Origin of the sequence: Rhodopirellula sp. UBA1907 (assembly GCF_002337565.1) — a bacterium.
GTDB classification, from domain to species: Bacteria; Planctomycetota; Planctomycetia; order Pirellulales; family Pirellulaceae; genus Rhodopirellula; species Rhodopirellula europaea.
Window position 1 is genome coordinate 22,614 of the sequence record NZ_DDGH01000057.1, and the last position, 16,158, is coordinate 38,771.

At 53.7% G+C, this 16,158-nt stretch carries 9 protein-coding genes; 7 read left to right on the top strand and 2 right to left on the bottom strand.

All coding sequences use genetic code 11. The features are described 5' to 3' along the window. Window positions 1-627 precede the first annotated feature (627 nt). Together B2R17_RS12720 and B2R17_RS12725 are read right to left on the bottom strand one after the other, a co-directional pair. Window positions 628-4,308, bottom strand: a complete 3,681-nt coding sequence (locus B2R17_RS12720; protein WP_286764273.1) for an AAA domain-containing protein — start codon at window positions 4,306-4,308, stop codon at window positions 628-630. Then, window positions 4,305-4,652 (bottom strand): helix-turn-helix domain-containing protein, encoded by a 348-nt coding sequence (locus B2R17_RS12725; RefSeq protein WP_286764274.1) that lies wholly within the window; start codon window positions 4,650-4,652, stop codon window positions 4,305-4,307. Before B2R17_RS12725 ends, B2R17_RS12720 begins: the two co-directional genes overlap by 4 nt. Before the next feature lie 174 nt (window positions 4,653-4,826). On the opposite strand from B2R17_RS12725, the gene B2R17_RS12730 reads away from it, so the two are divergent. The 7 genes from B2R17_RS12730 to B2R17_RS28400 all read left to right on the top strand — a co-directional run bounded on the left by B2R17_RS12730 (window position 4,827) and on the right by B2R17_RS28400 (window position 16,057). After that, window positions 4,827-7,856, top strand: a complete 3,030-nt coding sequence (locus tag B2R17_RS12730) for an SNF2-related protein (RefSeq protein ID WP_286764275.1) — start codon at window positions 4,827-4,829, stop codon at window positions 7,854-7,856. 385 nt (window positions 7,857-8,241) lie between these two features. Continuing rightward, window positions 8,242-9,144, top strand: coding sequence for an Abi family protein (locus tag B2R17_RS12735; RefSeq protein ID WP_286764276.1), 903 nt, complete (start codon window positions 8,242-8,244; stop codon window positions 9,142-9,144). A gap of 29 nt (window positions 9,145-9,173) precedes the next feature. Then, window positions 9,174-10,307: a site-specific DNA-methyltransferase gene (locus B2R17_RS12740; protein WP_286764277.1), complete on the top strand. Its 1,134-nt coding sequence runs from the start codon at window positions 9,174-9,176 to the stop codon at window positions 10,305-10,307. Next, window positions 10,285-10,881, top strand: coding sequence for a hypothetical protein (locus B2R17_RS12745; RefSeq protein ID WP_286764278.1), 597 nt, complete (start codon window positions 10,285-10,287; stop codon window positions 10,879-10,881). Before B2R17_RS12740 ends, B2R17_RS12745 begins: the two co-directional genes overlap by 23 nt. Window positions 10,882-10,935: 54 nt before the next feature. Next, window positions 10,936-13,659: a DEAD/DEAH box helicase gene (locus B2R17_RS12750; protein ID WP_286764279.1), complete on the top strand. Its 2,724-nt coding sequence runs from the start codon at window positions 10,936-10,938 to the stop codon at window positions 13,657-13,659. Then, window positions 13,656-15,863, top strand: coding sequence for a KAP family P-loop NTPase fold protein (locus B2R17_RS12755; protein ID WP_286764280.1), 2,208 nt, complete (start codon window positions 13,656-13,658; stop codon window positions 15,861-15,863). The genes B2R17_RS12750 and B2R17_RS12755 overlap by 4 nt, the downstream gene beginning before the upstream one ends. Further along, window positions 15,860-16,057: a DUF6361 family protein gene (locus B2R17_RS28400; RefSeq protein ID WP_414707309.1), complete on the top strand. Its 198-nt coding sequence runs from the start codon at window positions 15,860-15,862 to the stop codon at window positions 16,055-16,057. Before B2R17_RS12755 ends, B2R17_RS28400 begins: the two co-directional genes overlap by 4 nt. Window positions 16,058-16,158: the final 101 nt, after the last annotated feature.

Genomic DNA, 16,158 nt, shown 5'->3' on the forward strand with positions numbered 1-16,158 from the left:
CACGAGCCGAGCCCTTCTCGATCTGATAGGGTCGAGAAATCAAAGCCAAGCCAAACGCCTGCGTCGGAGCAATCCCCCGCGGGCGTTTTTTGAAGCAACCTCTACAGACTGTCTTGTCAGTGATACACTACGCCGGACTCGACGAGATGCAAATCAACCATTTAACGACTGTATTTCACTGGCAGTTCGTGACATGTGGCCAGTGAGGGATCGATTGGAAGTCTTACAAGCACGCCGACACTTTCTCCGAGCTTATCCGCAAACAACGATCCCCAGTCTTCACTTCTTTGATGATACAGGTCGTCCCAGATTTCTTCGCGATAAAGAGTGAGCACCATATCCTCGGACACATTTAGTTCCCACTGAACTAAATCGATTGATTCAGACACTCGTACAAACATATTGGGCCGCGTAAGGCACCAAAGAAACTGCGTCTCACCCTTGAGCCGCTTATGAAGTTTCGGAAGTGCTTCCCGATAGAGCCGGTCTCGCCAGTGCCTGCTTGTCGTAGGGTCAATCCGAAGATTGGGTGAGGTCAACGGGAAGCTGCTGGGGTGATTTGTCCAAACAGTCACTTTTCGCGGCTCCTCGTTGAAATCAACTTGATGTCCATGCTCTTCGATTCCATTATCCAGTGCCCCCATCACCTGGAGCGACCGGTGAGTATCCGAACTCTCCGAGCCTCCGCACCACACGCTGAGAAGGCCGCTTCGCGCCAAAGCACGCGAACCCTTGTTTTTCGGTACGGAAATGAAAGATGGGATCGGCGATTACCTCGCCCGTCTTCGTGACCAACGGCTCTTGGTTAATCGGGTAGCTTTTCCAAACGTCAAGAAGCCATTTCCGGTGCTCATGGCCGATTTGATCCAGGATCGCAATCAAGTCATCCTGGACGGTGGCGTCAGATTCGATCGCAGGGGATTCTTCCAAACTATCGAGGCAACCTTCGATTACCTCATACAACTTTTTTTGCTCATTCCCATTCATTGACTGTGCAAACATCGTCAGGATGGAGCGAGCTCTCGTCATCGCCACGTAGAGGTTGTTCGCAAGAATGCCCACGCCCCTTGCGCAAAACTGATCGACTCCTGGGATGATGATCACCTCAGCTTCATAGCCCTTGAACGAATGTGACGTTGTGGCGATCAGCATGTTTTCGCTGCGTTCAAACGGTTTGTTTGTTTGGACAGAAAGCTCCACATTGAGATCAGAGAGAATTGGGGCAACACCCTGCCGGAGGCGGTGAGCAATGTTCATACCGTTGTAAATCATGCAAATATCCGACGGCCGAACACCATCATCCTCGATCAGCTCACGACAGTAGTGCCCGATGGCCGTCATCTCAGTGTCGAGACTTTGGTAGCGTCGCAACTCAGGTTTTGGACCATCAACTTGGTTGAACCTGACTCGCCACCACTCCTGTTCACCCCGTTTGGCACGCTCGATCAGACCACGCGAAAGCAATTCTTTGTGATCAGGATTCGATTCTGGTGACTGAAACCGGTAAAGGACGTTCAGTGCCAGTTCTGTGATGGGGCGAGTGCTTCGGAAGCTCTCTTTCATCACAGTACTACGTCCACGCATGTCCAGTCCCAGCTCTGACCAAGTGGGCGTGCTACGTCCGTAGATATTCTGGGCATTGTCGTAGAAAATATTGACACTGCGACTATTGGCGTCTTCCGCATCGGATTGTTTCACCAGAGCGGAAAGCAGTTTGAGAGTGTTCGGGCCCAAGTCTTGAGCTTCGTCAATGAACAAAGCATCGCATCGAGGCGACAAGCTTGCGGCCGAGCGGCGCGCGAGAAAGTCCTCACTGACCCGGTCGTAATCGAACTCCTTTCGCGACAAGGCTAGCCCCGCTTCTGGGAGCAGCACTTGCAGGATTTCGCGAACGTGGAAGAGCTTCACTCGTTCCCACGGAAATGCTCGGCCGGGACTCACTTCCTCCCATGCAGATTGAATCGACTCGGCAATTAGCGATTGCAGGGAGCGGTTTGCAAAAACGGCCCAGATTCTGATGTCAGCGTCATTCGCCAATCGTTGCACTGATTTGGTCAACCAATTTGCAAGTACCACCGTTTTGCCACTACCAGCGACACCGCGAACCAATCGAGGCTTGCCATCCAACTCTAAGCCGCACAAACGCTCCTGTTCCTGCGAAAGAACTGGACGCATTCGCTTGCGACTTTCCAGCTGTTTTCCAATGGCATAATCTGCTGTGGCGGATGCAACCCTTGACTCATCTGTTGCGTCCGCATTGACGGCATCCCATTCAATGGATTTGCCTCGTCGATTTAGCACCATCGGGGTCAAATGTTTTTGAAGAGATGCCAAGAACGGTGCTTGCATTTCTGCGCGGCTCGCCAGGACAATCACCGTTTCACGGGCACGGCTCAGGCCCACGTTGACCAGTCGTTTCCATTCATCGTACGGCCAAGCGGTACTTCCTGCGTTCACCGTGTCAAATATCACGACATTCGCTTCACTCCCCTGCTGGCTATGGACCGTCGAAGCGCTCCACCCTTGATAACGTCGCTTGACGAGATACTCACCAATCGATTTCGCCTGAGCTTTGAACGGTGAAATATACAAGCCATTGGTCCACTGCAGTCGCTGATCAAGGAAGAGCTTCTCCAGCACCTGCACGGTTCCAGCCCGAACCCAACTGCGATTCCCGGGGCCGCGGGTTGCGCGGATCGTTGGGATATCCTTCGCATCGTCATCTAAGACGTACCATATCGCCCTTGGGGCATTCTGGAGGAGCGGTGGCAGCTCAAAATCGCGATCGTCTACTTCTGGGGCAGTCTTCAGCACACCGTCATACTGGTAGGCAGAGACGACACAACAGATCTCCGCACGCATACGTCGCTGTTCACGCAGGACGTTAACTCCGGGCTGCGCGACAGTGAAATCATGTAGATGGGAAAGACCACTGCTCGCCAGCCACTTCCCTTGCTTCGGCTCCAGCAGGCGGCTAATGCGACTGATGGGAGCGAGCTGTTTGGAGTCACCTACCAGGACAACTCGCCGGCTGGCGAGCATCGAAAGAGCAGCAACCGCGACACGCGACATTAATCCGGCTTCATCGATAAAGATGGTCGTGAACGGAGCGTAATCCTCTTCGAGCGACTCGATTACTTCGTCACGGGCCAACATCGTCGTTGCCTTGAACGAGGTCGCAACGACCACCTTTACGTTTTCATTCAAAAAATTATGTTTCGCTGCGTCACGCATCAACTCTCGGCATCGCTTGATTTCCTCACGAACAATGGCTTTGTCTTCCGGAGTCTCGCACGCAGCCAACCGCAAACCCAATTCCTCCATCTCAGCGAGGTACTCCGCCTCGGTCCCACGCAACATTCCCGTTAATCCGGAAAGCTCGAAACGCTTGTAGGAAGCCCCTTTGCCAATCCGCAGCAATTGCCCGGCGTCGAGGTCGTAGCCCAATCGACTCGCCGACTTGCCAATCGCCTCAGCCACGGCATCCGTAGCCTTGTTCGTCGTTGAAACAACGAGGATCCGTTCGGTAGGATCTTCGAGAATTGCTGCGACTTGACGGCCGGTGGTAAAAGTCTTTCCCGTCCCCGGCGGCCCCCAAAGCACACTCCACGAATGCCTCCACCAACTCTGTAATTCTGCGAGCCCAACGGTTGGAGACTCGGACTCTGGCGATCGAACACTCGGATGAATTCCGCCTTCGGCAGCACTCAAACGTAGTGGAAGCGAAGCCCTAACTGAATCAAAGCGTGACTCGTTGTAAATCGCGTCCAGAACAGCAAGAAATTCAAAGGGCCGCACGTAGAAAGACCCGCGACGTGGCGGATGTTCTGGATCGGACACCAAGATGAAGATCCGTCCGGTGGCCTCGTCTACCTCGAGGACTTCACCAGACCAGATGATCGAGTCCTCAACATCGGCATCAAGAGAGCCGTTCTCAAAGAAGCTTGCCTCGTCCGCCTCAAATTCCTTCAGTGTCAGTGGTCGAAACGCAACGGCTCCTTCCCAAGTCCAATCGAACTCAACCGCGTGACCGATCTCTAGCTCGTAAATGACACCGGTATCCGATTCCGAAATCGCTTTGACATTCCGGCATCGCATTCGTTTCCATTTCGCAGCATCTTGAAATTCACGACGAATCGCCCGAGACGCATCCAAAAGGGTCGCACGCAGCATCGAATCGTCCGCTCCTGGTAAGTTCAGATCGATCGGAAACGCGGCTTGAGCAAAAGATTGCCCCGCACCTTCGTCTTGGTCAACATCTGATTGACTCGCAGGGTCTTCGAGATCCTGTTCCGGAGCTTCACTCATTGCTTCTTCGCTTTCAAATCTCTGCTGGTCTCGCTCTTCAGAATGCGGTCAATTGTTCGGTCGTCCATCGCCGCAAGCTTGCGAAATGCATCGGGCCGTTCGCAAACTCTCTTGCGTATCGAATCAGGCACTCGATTGGTCAAGAGCATCAGTTCATCGACGTCCGCTTTCAGTTCAACAGCCAACTTGCGCAGAAACTTTTCTGACGGGTAATCGCCAAATTGCAGCCGCTCGTTTTCGACTTTGCTGATGTAGCTGACACTTACAGACATTCGCTCAGCGAGCTCGGCCTGAGTGAACCCAGTTGATTCGCGCAAAGCGCGAACTCGGTTGCCGAATTTCATAAACATTTCCTGCCGCTGGAGTCGGGAGGTCCAGTAGCTAAGTCTGGTTGTCGACAGAGCTGCTACAACCTATGCTACCGCTACTTTTTAGTCAACAATTTCCGGCGTGGGTCTGGCCCCATCACTGATTCGTCCCGGGGCATTGATACGACACGATCAAGGACGAACACTTCGGTGACACCGTACCATTCTCAATACTGGGCACACCTGCTGACGCTTCGTCGTGACGGCGGCAGCATCGAGAACCTGACCCAGTCGATTGCCGGCAGTCGAGTCGACCTGAACCCGCACCAAGTCGATGCGGCACTTTTCGCTCTTCGATCACCACTGTCGCACGGCGTGGTCCTAGCCGACGAGGTGGGCCTGGGTAAAACAATCGAAGCAGGGATCGTTCTCGCTCAGCGTTGGGCACAGAGAAAACGGCGAATCCTGCTGATCCTGCCTGCGACACTTCGCAACCAATGGCAACAGGAATTGGACGAGAAGTTCTTTCTTCCGTCCATCGTGTTGGATGGCCCCACCTTCAACCGCATGAGGAAAGCGGGCTCACCGAATCCATTCGTGCAGGACGACCAGATCGTCATCTGCTCGTACCACTTCGCAGCCTCCAAATTCGAATTCGTCGCATCCGTCCCCTGGGACCAGATCGTCATCGACGAAGCCCACCGAATGCGGAACGTCTACAAAGACAAAGACGGCAAGAGCATGGCCGGCCGAATCAGCGAAGCCATAGGATCAGCCCACAAGCTACTGCTTACCGCCACGCCGCTGCAAAACTCACTGATGGAATTGTACGGGCTCGTCAGCGTGATCGATGAACACGTGTTCGGCGATGCAGCCTCGTTTCAAGATCAGTTCGTCCGCAATTCGAACGAGCAACAACGCAATCGAATGCTCAAGGACCGACTCGCCCCGGTTTGCATCCGAACTCTGCGTCAGCAGGTCAGCGAATACGTTTCCTACACCAGCCGAATCCCAATCACCCAGGACTTCACGCCCAGCGACGACGAACAAAAACTCTATGACAGTGTCTCTGCATTCTTACAACGTGACACTCTCGTATCACTTCCAGCCAGCCAACGACAACTGATCACATTGGTGCTGAGGAAACTGTTGGCGTCATCGACGTTTGCCATCTCCGCAACACTACGTCGACTCGTCGACCGCCTTGAAACCATGATCGAGGAAAAGGCACAGGCCGAAACCCTATCAGACAATGGGCCGTTATCAGCGCCCGACGACACCGAAACACCGGCCAACGAAAACCTGTTGATCGAAGCGGACGACTTTGAACCGATCGGCGCCCTGGCCGACGAATGGGACGATGAGCCACATGATCAGGTGTCAAATGCAACGGACTCCAAGGCAGTCATTGCCTCGACGGCTCACCAAAACGCCAATCGCACCAACGCTTTACCGCCGACGCAAAGTATCCGAGCCGAGCTCGAAGAGCTCTTGTCCTTCAGCACGCTCGCCGAGGGTATCACCGAAAACGCCAAAGGCGACGCCCTTCTGCCTGCGTTGCAAACCGCCTTTGCAAAAGCCGAGGAACTGGGAGCCCAGCGGAAAGCCGTGATCTTCACCGAGTCGCGACGTACGCAGAACTATCTTTTTCGACTGTTATCGGAAAACGGGTACGACGGTGAACTCGTGTTAATGAACGGCGAGAATGATGACCCATTGTCTCGCCAAATCTATCGCGACTGGCGAGCACGACATGCGGACGAATCTCGCGGAAGCGGGTCGAAGGCCGTTGACGTCAAAACTGCGATCGTCGAAGCGTTTCGTGACTCCGCTACCATCTTGATCGCAACCGAGGCTGCCGCGGAAGGCGTCAACCTGCAGTTCTGTTCGCTGGTCGTCAACTTCGATCTACCGTGGAACCCACAGCGTGTCGAACAGCGAATCGGACGCTGTCACCGATACGGCCAGAAACACGATGTCGTCGTTCTAAATTTGCTGAACCGAGACAACGAGGCCGACCAAAGAGTCCTTGAACTTCTCAGCGAAAAGTTCCGTTTGTTCGACGGCGTCTTCGGTGCCAGCGATCAAGTGCTCGGCGCTTTGGAATCGGGAGTCGATATCGAGCGACGAATTGCCGAGGTTTACCAGACGTGCCGAAGCCCCGAGGAGATCGCTGCCGCGTTTGCGTCCCTGCAAACCGACCTGGAAGACCAGATTGGGCAGCGAATGGAAGACACTCGGCAAATGTTGTTGGAGAACTTTGACGAACAAGTCACCGAACGATTGAAAGTCTTTCGGGACCAAACGCTCGAAAGCCTCGACGACCGACAACGATGGCTGCTGAGTCTGACCAAGGCCGAACTAAATGGAAACGCGACGTTCGACAAGAACGAGCCACGCTTCACCATCAACGGTTCTGCACATTCCGCTCCCTTGAACGACGACACGAACGCGGGGCAAGAGCTGCTGCAATCCCTGGCCGGTCGTTCGTTCCACTTCGACTGGAAGAAAGCGGAGTCCGGCGGCGAGACGTTCTATCGCACCGAGCATCCTTTGGCGAATGCCCTAATCACTCGCTCATTGCAACGCAATCTCTCCGTAGCCGAGGTCAAGTTTGATTACGCGGCATACGGCGGCGTGATTGCTGTCCTCGAACCGTTGATTGGTGAATCGGGTTGGCTGCAGCTATCGAAGCTAACGATCGAGACCCTCGACCGGGAAGAATTCTTGATCCTGGCTGCACTCACCGATGACGGGCGAACGCTCGACACTGAGCAATGCGAAAAGCTGCTGCGACTGCCCGCGAGTATTGTCGGCGACGCCGCAACGTCACCCCCAGATCTTTCCTCGGCATCCGACGAAGAAAAAGCTCGCTGCATGCAGGAAGTTGACCGACGCAACGCCGAGCTGTTCGACCAGGAGGCTCTCAAACTGGACTTGTGGTCCGATGACCTTAAACAAGGCCTCGAACGAGAGATCAAGGAGATGGACAAAGCGATCAAGGAAGCTCGCAAAGTCGCATCCGCCGCCGAAACGCTCTCCGACAAACTGGCAGCCCAAAAGTCGATCAAGTCGCTTGAAAAAAGCCGCAAGGAGAAACGCAAACGGCTGTACGAGGCCCAGGACGAAATTGACGACAGGCGAGAAGAATTGATCGAGCAGGTCCAGGCCCAGCTCGAACAGCGAGTCAGCTCGTCCGAAGTCTTCACGCTTCACTGGACGCTGGAGGCGACTCGATGACTGCTCGCGTATCTGCCATCTGTCGAGTCCCGCGGTCGCCACGGGAAAAAGTATTTTCGTCTGAAACTGCCGGAATTTCCGGCAATTCGACGAAAATTTCTTGTCAACACAACAATGATTGTTTGATCCGTCTTGATTTTCGGCGTTCAGCGACCGATACTGCTAGCAACACACCCGTCGCACCACTCCCGAGACCAGCTGCGTGCTATCTCGATGACGTGCATCAAGGACGGGTTTCTTTTTTGCGCTCACCCAATCTCGCTGAGCGGCGATTTTCGTCACGCAGGCAAGAAAACATTACAGTCGCCCCGCCTCTCACGCTTCGGCGTGACGCGTATCTCGGGCGGCTTCTTTTTGCCCTTCCTCTTTTTGGCGAGGAGGTGCGATGACCGGTCGTCCCTACGACAAGCCATGGTGCAGTCTCGAAAACCAACTGCAGAAGATCCGTGATCGTGGCATCGTCGTACATGATGAAGACGCTGCGATCCGATACTTGCGGCATCTCAATTACTACCGCTTCAGCGGGTATTGCCTGGCTTTTGAGACCGAGCGGCATGTCTACCCAGACGGTACGACGTTCGAGCAAATCATCCAGGCATACGAATTCGATCTTGATCTTCGCGACTTGTTAACCGAAGCATTGGAGACGATCGAAGTCGACTTGCGAACCTCCTTTGCCTATCACTTTGGTGAAAAATACGGTGCCTTTGGTCACGTCGAAGAACATAACTTCTTTCACACGTTCGACCACGACGATTGGATTGGTCGACTTCGCGAAGAAGCGACACGAAGCAGCGAACTGTTTGTAACTCATTTCCAAAAGACTTACGCAGAGTACCCTGATCTGCCGGTCTGGATGGTGACGGAGGTCGCGTCGTTCGGCGGACTGTCCCGCATGTATTCGGGAATGAAGCGATCCGATCAAAAAACGATCGCGCAGCAATACCGATTGCAACCCGACGTCGTTGGAACGTGGATGCACCATTTCGTTTACGTCCGCAACCTGTGCGCCCATCACGCTCGACTTTGGGATCGACAATGGTCGATTCGACCTGCGATCCTTCGTTCCAAAGAATGGCAACCGAAGACGCTCCCGGATAACAGCCGCTTGTTCGTAACCCTGCTTGTAATCAAGTACATGCTCAAGCGGATGCCTGCGGTGTCTCCGTTCATGGTTCGGTGGTCAAAACGAGTCGAAGAGCATTTGGACAACCCACCGTCGGTTGCAAAACCACTCTTGCCCATGGGACTGACGTACAACTGGAAACAACACCCGGTCTGGCGATAACCAAACTTCAATCAGCAACGTAGAAACGAATGGCAAAGAAACAGAAGCTTGAATTGACATGGATCGGCAAGGAAAAGCGTCCGCGGCTGGAGCCTCGTGTTCTGCTGGAAGATCCGGAGAAGTCATACCACGCATCAGCACGAGTCAGCGAGAACGATCAGTTCGACAACCGATTGATCTTTGGCGACAACCTGCTGGCACTGAAAGCTCTTGAGCAAGAGTTTGCTGGAAAGGTGAAGTGCGTGTTTATTGATCCACCGTATAACACGGGATCAGCATTTGAGCATTACGAAGATGGGCTTCAGCACTCGATATGGCTTGGTTTGATTCGTGATCGCATCTCAATACTGAGAAGAATGCTGAGTGCCGATGGATCGCTTTGGATAACGATTGACGATAGGGAGTCACACTATCTCAAAGTCCTGTGCGACGAAGTTTTTGGTCGAGAGAACTTTGTTTGCAACGCCATTTGGCAGAAGAAGTACACGGTTGCTAACGATGCAAAGTGGTTGTCCGAAAACCATGATCACGTACTGGTCTATGCCGCCAACAAAGAATCGTGGCGTCCATATCGATTGGAACGAAGCGCCGAGATGGATAAGAGGTACAGAAACCCTGACAAACATCCAAAGGGGCCTTGGAAAGCAACACCGCTTTATGCCAAACGCAGTGCTACGGCAAAGGAGAAGGAGTTCAGCCATACGTTCAAGAATGGAGTAACCTGGACCGCACCTCCTGGAACGAGCCCTCGCTTCCCCACTGACAAACTAATTCAGATGGACGAAGGCGATGAAATATGGTTTGGGGTAGATGGAACTGCAACTCCATCTAGAAAGACCTTTTTATCTGAACTAAAGGCGGACGGGCCTCCCGCACCGTCAGTCTGGCTTCATTCAGATGTTGGCAGCAACCACGAGGCACGTGAAGAAGTTAAAGCCGCGAACCCAAGCGATCCTTTCGCGACGCCCAAACCTGAAAGATTGATTAAGCGGGTTTTGGACCTCGCGACAAGGGTCGGAGATTTGGTCTTGGATTCTTTCGCTGGATCAGGCACCACGGGTGCAGTAGCCCACAAAATGGGGCGCCGATGGATCATCGGTGGAACTCGGGGACCACTGTCACACGCACATCATTCCTCGTTTGAAGAAAGTCATCGACGGTGAAGATTCAGGCGGAGTAACTGAGTCAACCAACTGGAAGGGTGGTGGTGGTTTTCGCTACTACACGCTCGCCCCGTCGCTGCTGACCGAAGACGAATTTGGAAACTGGGTCATCAGTGACAAATACAACGCTGCGATGTTGGCCGAGGCGGTCTGCAAGCTGGAAGGTTTCACCTACGCACCTTCGCCCGACCACTACTGGCAACACGGCAAGTCGACTGAAAACGATTTCATCTATGTCACGACGCAAACGCTGACGCGCGAGCAACTTCAGCATCTTTCAGACCAAGTCGGTCCCGAACGCAGCCTGCTCGTCTGCTGTAGCGCCTACCGAGTCCGTCGCCTGGAAGACTTCCCCAACCTGACGCTCAAGAAGATCCCGCGTGCCGTCATGAGCAAGTGTGAATGGGGCAAGAACGATTACAGCCTGTCGGTCGAAGCATTGCCTGACGCTCCCGAACCTGACTTGGAGGACTCCGACGATCTCGCCGAAGACCTCCCCAAAAACAGCCGTCAGCGACGCAAGATGCTCAATGACGACATGCCGCTATTCGCTGAAGAAACGGACGACAAATAGATACCGCATCGAGACTGCAACCCCCATCCGTACATGCCGAACTAGATCCCCAACATGAATCACCACGTCAACGCCATCGCGAATCGTTTATCACTCCGTAGCCCGCAACGACGCAGTCTGGAAATTCTATCCGAGATTTGCGAACTGATTCCGCTCGAAAAGGATGCCGACCTGCAAACGCAGCTCGACTCTGTCCGTGACTCGTTCGAGACCGTGGAAGACTTTGAACGTGATTTTCCCTCGTTGTGTTTCGCACTGGCAACGGGTGTCGGCAAGACGCGACTGATGGGCGCGTTCATCGCCTACTTGCACCGTGCCGAAAAGGTCCAGCATTTCTTCGTGCTGGCACCGAACCTGACCATCTATCGCAAGCTGATCGCCGACTTCACCCCCGGCACACCGAAGTATGTCTTCCAAGGCATCAGCGAATTTGCAACTCGACTGCCGCAGGTGATCACGAGCGACAATTACGAAAGCGGCATCGGGGTGCGCAAGGACGGCTACGACGCACGCGGCCAGCAAATGATGTTCGATGACTCGCCGATCCACATCAACATTTTCAATATTTCCAAGATCAATAGCGAAGCGAGAGGCGGGAAGGAACCGCTGATCAAACGGTTGAATGAATACATCGGCGACAGCTATTTCGATTACCTGGCCGGGCTGGACGACTTGGTCCTGTTGATGGACGAATCCCATCGCTACCGGGCGAGTGCAGGCGTCAAAGCGATCAACGAATTGAAACCGATCTTGGGTTTGGAGTTGACCGCCACGCCCCAAGTCGAAAAGGGCAAGTCGACCATTCCATTCAAAAATGTGATCTACTCCTATCCGCTCGCGTCGGCACTTACCGACGGTTACATCAAACAAACCGCAGTTGCCACCCGGTCCAACTTCACCACCGACGGTAAAAGCGAAGAGGATCTCGAAACCATCAAATTGAAAGATGGCGTGCTGGTTCATCAAGAAACGATGACTCAGTTGCAGATCTACGCGACCGAAAACAACGTTCGCCGAGTCAAGCCATTCATGCTGGTCGTCGCCCGCGATATTGAGCATGCCAGTGAGCTTGAGAAGCGAATGGAAGACAAAGAGTTCTTCGACGGTGCTTACAAGGGCAAGGTCATCACCGTCCACTCGAAAAACAAGTCCGAAGAATCGGATGACATTGTTGAAAAACTGCTGTCCGTGGAAGACCCCGCGAACCCCATCGAGATCGTCATCCACGTCAACATGCTCAAAGAAGGCTGGGACGTTACGAACCTGTACACGATCGTTCCGCTGCGGAAAGCCGACTCAAGAACGCTGGTCGAACAATCAATCGGACGCGGGCTGCGTTTGCCGTACGGGAAGAGAACGGGAGTTCCCGAGGTAGATCGCCTAACGATCGTCGCCCACGACAAGTTTCAAGAGATCGTTGACGAGGCCAATCGCGGCGATTCGATCCTGGTGACCGGCGTCATCATCGGCGAAGACATCCCGGACAAGAAGTCCAAGGTCATTGAGGTAAAACCGAATCTATTGGATCACCTCGTTGGAAACGCAACGGAAGGGGGCGCGGACGGCAATGACACCGATGACGTTTCAGGGCCTCGCACGAAACCGCTCTTCACAGACGACGACGAGGTTGATATTGCCACAAAGACGCTGGACATCATCCAGAACGAGTTCGATCGACTTCCCCGATCCAAGGATCTGACAACACCCGAGATCCGCGAAAAGCTCGTTTCTCGCGTGAAGGAAACCCTGAAGGTCAGCCAGCCCAATCAGGAAGGCATGGAGGATGGGCCCAGCGACGAAACGATCAGTGAAACGGTCCAGAAAGTCACGGACGCCTACACCGTGATGACCATCGACATCCCCAGGATCACCGTCGTTCCAAGCGGAAAGGTGACGACCGGATACCGCGACTTCGATCTTGATACGACCACGGTGACTCAACAGCCCGTCGACGATCAGATCCTGATCCAGACCCTTCGCGAGAACAAGCAGTATCGTTTGGCTCGACTGAAATCCGCGAATGAAGATCGGCTGGAAGATTACATCGTTCGTGGTTTGATCGACTGCCCCGAGATCGACTACGACTCCACGAGCTCGTTGCTGTACAAGTTGACCGGACAACTCGTTGCCAAGTTGCGATCGTACCTGTCCGACGATGAAGCCGTTGCGAATGTCTTGCAGGTCAATCACAGCACGTACGTTGGTCTGATCCGATCACAGATGCAGCAGCATTTCTTCCAAGAGGCCGAAGAATACGAAGTGAATGTGACACGGGGCGTGATGAAGTTGCGTCCAGCGGCACTGCAATACAGCGAAGACGAGAAGGTTCGGCCGTTCCGACAGCCTGTCGATGAGAAGAAGAACATTCGACGCATGGTCTTCGGAGGGTTCAGCAAGTGCCTATTCAAAGTTCAAAAGTTCGATTCCGACAGCGAACGACGATTCGCTGTGGTTTTGGAGAATGATTCGGAGGTCCAGAAATGGGTCAAACCGATCAAGACCGCATTTCAGATCGAATACGAAAACGGGCAACTCTACGAGCCTGATTTTGTCGCGGAAACTCAGTCCGCCTACTACATCTGCGAACCCAAAGCTGCCGACGAGATTGAGGATCCCGTGGTCCTGAAGAAAGCCGCCGCCGCAATCAACTACTGCAATAGTGCAACCAATGTCGCTGACAAACCGTGGCACTATCTGCTGATTCCCCACAACGCCATCAACGAGTCTCAAACACTGGCCGGTTTGGAGGCTCAGTACAAGCTGGAGGCAACGCAGTGAGTGACGGCACGAACTTTCCACACCAGGAGTTCACCGACGGAGATTCCCCCATTCGTCAGCTCTCGGGTGACGTGCTGAATCGTGGACGGTTTTGCATCTCGCTCGCGGATGTGATCCGCGATTGGCGCGATCAATCGGGACTAGTGATCGGGCTACATGGTGTGTGGGGTTCGGGCAAGACCTCGGTCAAGAACATGGTTGTCGAGCTGCTGAAAGAACGTCAGCCGCCGTTGACCGTCATCGAGTTCAATCCGTGGTCGTGGTCAGGGGAGGAGAAGCTCTCAGTTGCCTTCTTTGAAGAGATCGGAAACTCAATCGAAGCCTCAACCAATCTCGCATCAAACGGAACGCTCGCGTCGACCTGGCGCAAGTACTCGGCGCACCTGACCCTGGGAAGCTCTGCATTGAAAGGGCTCAGCGTGGCCACGGAGGCTGCCGGCGTCCCGTGGGCACCTCTTCTGCTGCGTGGGCTTGCAGGAGCCGCAGACCAATCCGCGGATATTACAGCGAAGGCTGCGGACGCCGCGGCGACAGAACCGGAACAACCACTGTCGGAAATCCATCAGCAACTCCGTGAACAGCTGGCAAAGCTCGAGCATCCAATACTTGTCGTTCTGGACGACATCGATCGACTATCGAAACAAGAAATCGCGATCTTGTTTCGGCTCGTCAAAGCGAACGCCAATTTTCCCAATCTCGTTTTCCTGACGCTTTACGATCGCGCAATCGTCGAGAATGCACTCGACGACTACACCGGCTCATCGGGTGCAGAATTCCTGAAGAAGATCGTCCAAGTCACGTTTGACTTACCAACGGTGGACCGAATGGATTTAGATACCGTGCTGACGGATCAACTGAATTGCGTCATTGCCAAAGTGCCCAACAGAGTCGAGTTTGATACTGACCGATTTCAAAAGGTCTACAACGAGGGCTTGGCTCCGTACTTTTCAACGCTGCGAGACATCAAACGGTTCTTTTCGAGCTTCTCCTTTCACGTCACGATGTTCTTCAATCAGGGTGAATTTGAAGCGAATCTTCTCGACCTACTCTGTTTAGAAACTCTGCGGGTATTCGAGCCACAGGCGTATCGGCATCTCGAGACGCATCCCGAGTGCGTCTTCGGACCGGGGCTGACGTTTAGATCAACGGACGAACAGCGAAAAGAACAAACCACACAAATCAATGTCCTTATCGAAGCAGCTCAAAAGCATCGAGCCACTCATGAAATCCTCGCCTCTGTCTTTCCCCAGATTGGTTGGGTACGTGACAAGATGGGGCACGGCATGGGATTTGAAAATGGGTGGGCTCGAGGCCGAAGGGCTTGCCACGGCGAACACTTTGAGCGGTACTTTCGCTTCACCACAGAGCCCCTTGAGTCTTCGGCCGCCTTCTTAGGACAACTCATCGAAGCCACGTCAGAAAGTGACGAATTCTGCAATCTCCTTCTATCATTCAAGGAACCGTCAAAGATCGCAAAGGCACTGCGACGTTTCGAGTTGAACACCGAAGACCTTCCAGAACCTTCCGTCTATCCGGTAATTCAAGGATTGTACAGGCTTGGTGACGAAATCCCGCCCCATCAACTCGGGCTAAGTCCGTCATCGCCGGACATGATCGCGTGGCGAATCGTCAGTTCACTATACCTGCGGATACAAGATCCCGAAGAACGAGCCAATGCATTTTGCAAGCAGCTTGAAGAGACCCCGCATCTTTGGTTCCCAGTTCGAATCACGGCCCTGGAAGAGCCTGACCCGGGCGAACAACTCTCCCCTCAAAAAGACATCCTGACGAAAGAAACCGTGGAGCGTGCTACCGACATTTGCGCCACTAAAATCGAGGAGGCCGCGGCGAGAAATGAAATCGATGATAGCCGAATGATGTTCTACCTATACCGTTGGCGAGACTGGTCCGGTCCAGAACCCGCGCGGCAATGGGTTGCGAATTTTGTCGAAAAACCAGAACAAGCGATTCGATTCTTGCGGGAAATCACTCGCCAGGTGTTCTCGAGTCGAGGTACTCGCTTCGAACCCGACATGAATGGCGTTAACGAATTCATTAGCCCCCTCGAGTTCAGGAACAAGATTGCCTTCTTTCTGAATGGTGACGGAACTCGTGCTAACAATTCTGGTCACGACGATGAAGCGCTTAAGAAGATATGGAAGCAAGCATTCGATCGCTATGAAGCCGAGGGCGAGTCTACATGACGTCAACCTTCACCTGGCTTGGCTACTCAGAACACGAGCGTCGAAGGATGCTCGTTGTGATCGAATTGCTTGGGGAGAAGACAACTGGCGACGAGCTGGGCCTCGGTGGCGTTCGCAATTCGTTTGCGGATTTGTCATTGCCAGGAACGACCACAATCCAGACGGTGGCGAAGTGTTTTTTGATGGTTCCATAGATGTACCTAGAGCCTGAACGAAAGAGGGTTCTGCCAGCGAAGATCCAAAAGCGGGCGCGTGATTGCGAGATCTCGCTTGCTAAGCAACGCACGATCAATTA

Bases quoted from the DNA above. Each gene is read 5' to 3' on its own strand.
- B2R17_RS12740 (WP_286764277.1), top strand. From the start codon at position 9,174: ATGGCAAAGAAACAGAAGCTTGAATTGACATGGATCGGCAAGGAAAAG.
- B2R17_RS12735 (WP_286764276.1), top strand. From the start codon at position 8,242: ATGACCGGTCGTCCCTACGACAAGCCATGGTGCAGTCTCGAAAACCAA.
- B2R17_RS12725 (WP_286764274.1), bottom strand. From the start codon at position 4,652: ATGAAATTCGGCAACCGAGTTCGCGCTTTGCGCGAATCAACTGGGTTC.
- B2R17_RS12720 (WP_286764273.1), bottom strand. From the start codon at position 4,308: ATGAGTGAAGCTCCGGAACAGGATCTCGAAGACCCTGCGAGTCAATCA.
- B2R17_RS12750 (WP_286764279.1), top strand. From the start codon at position 10,936: ATGAATCACCACGTCAACGCCATCGCGAATCGTTTATCACTCCGTAGC.
- B2R17_RS28400 (WP_414707309.1), top strand. From the start codon at position 15,860: ATGACGTCAACCTTCACCTGGCTTGGCTACTCAGAACACGAGCGTCGA.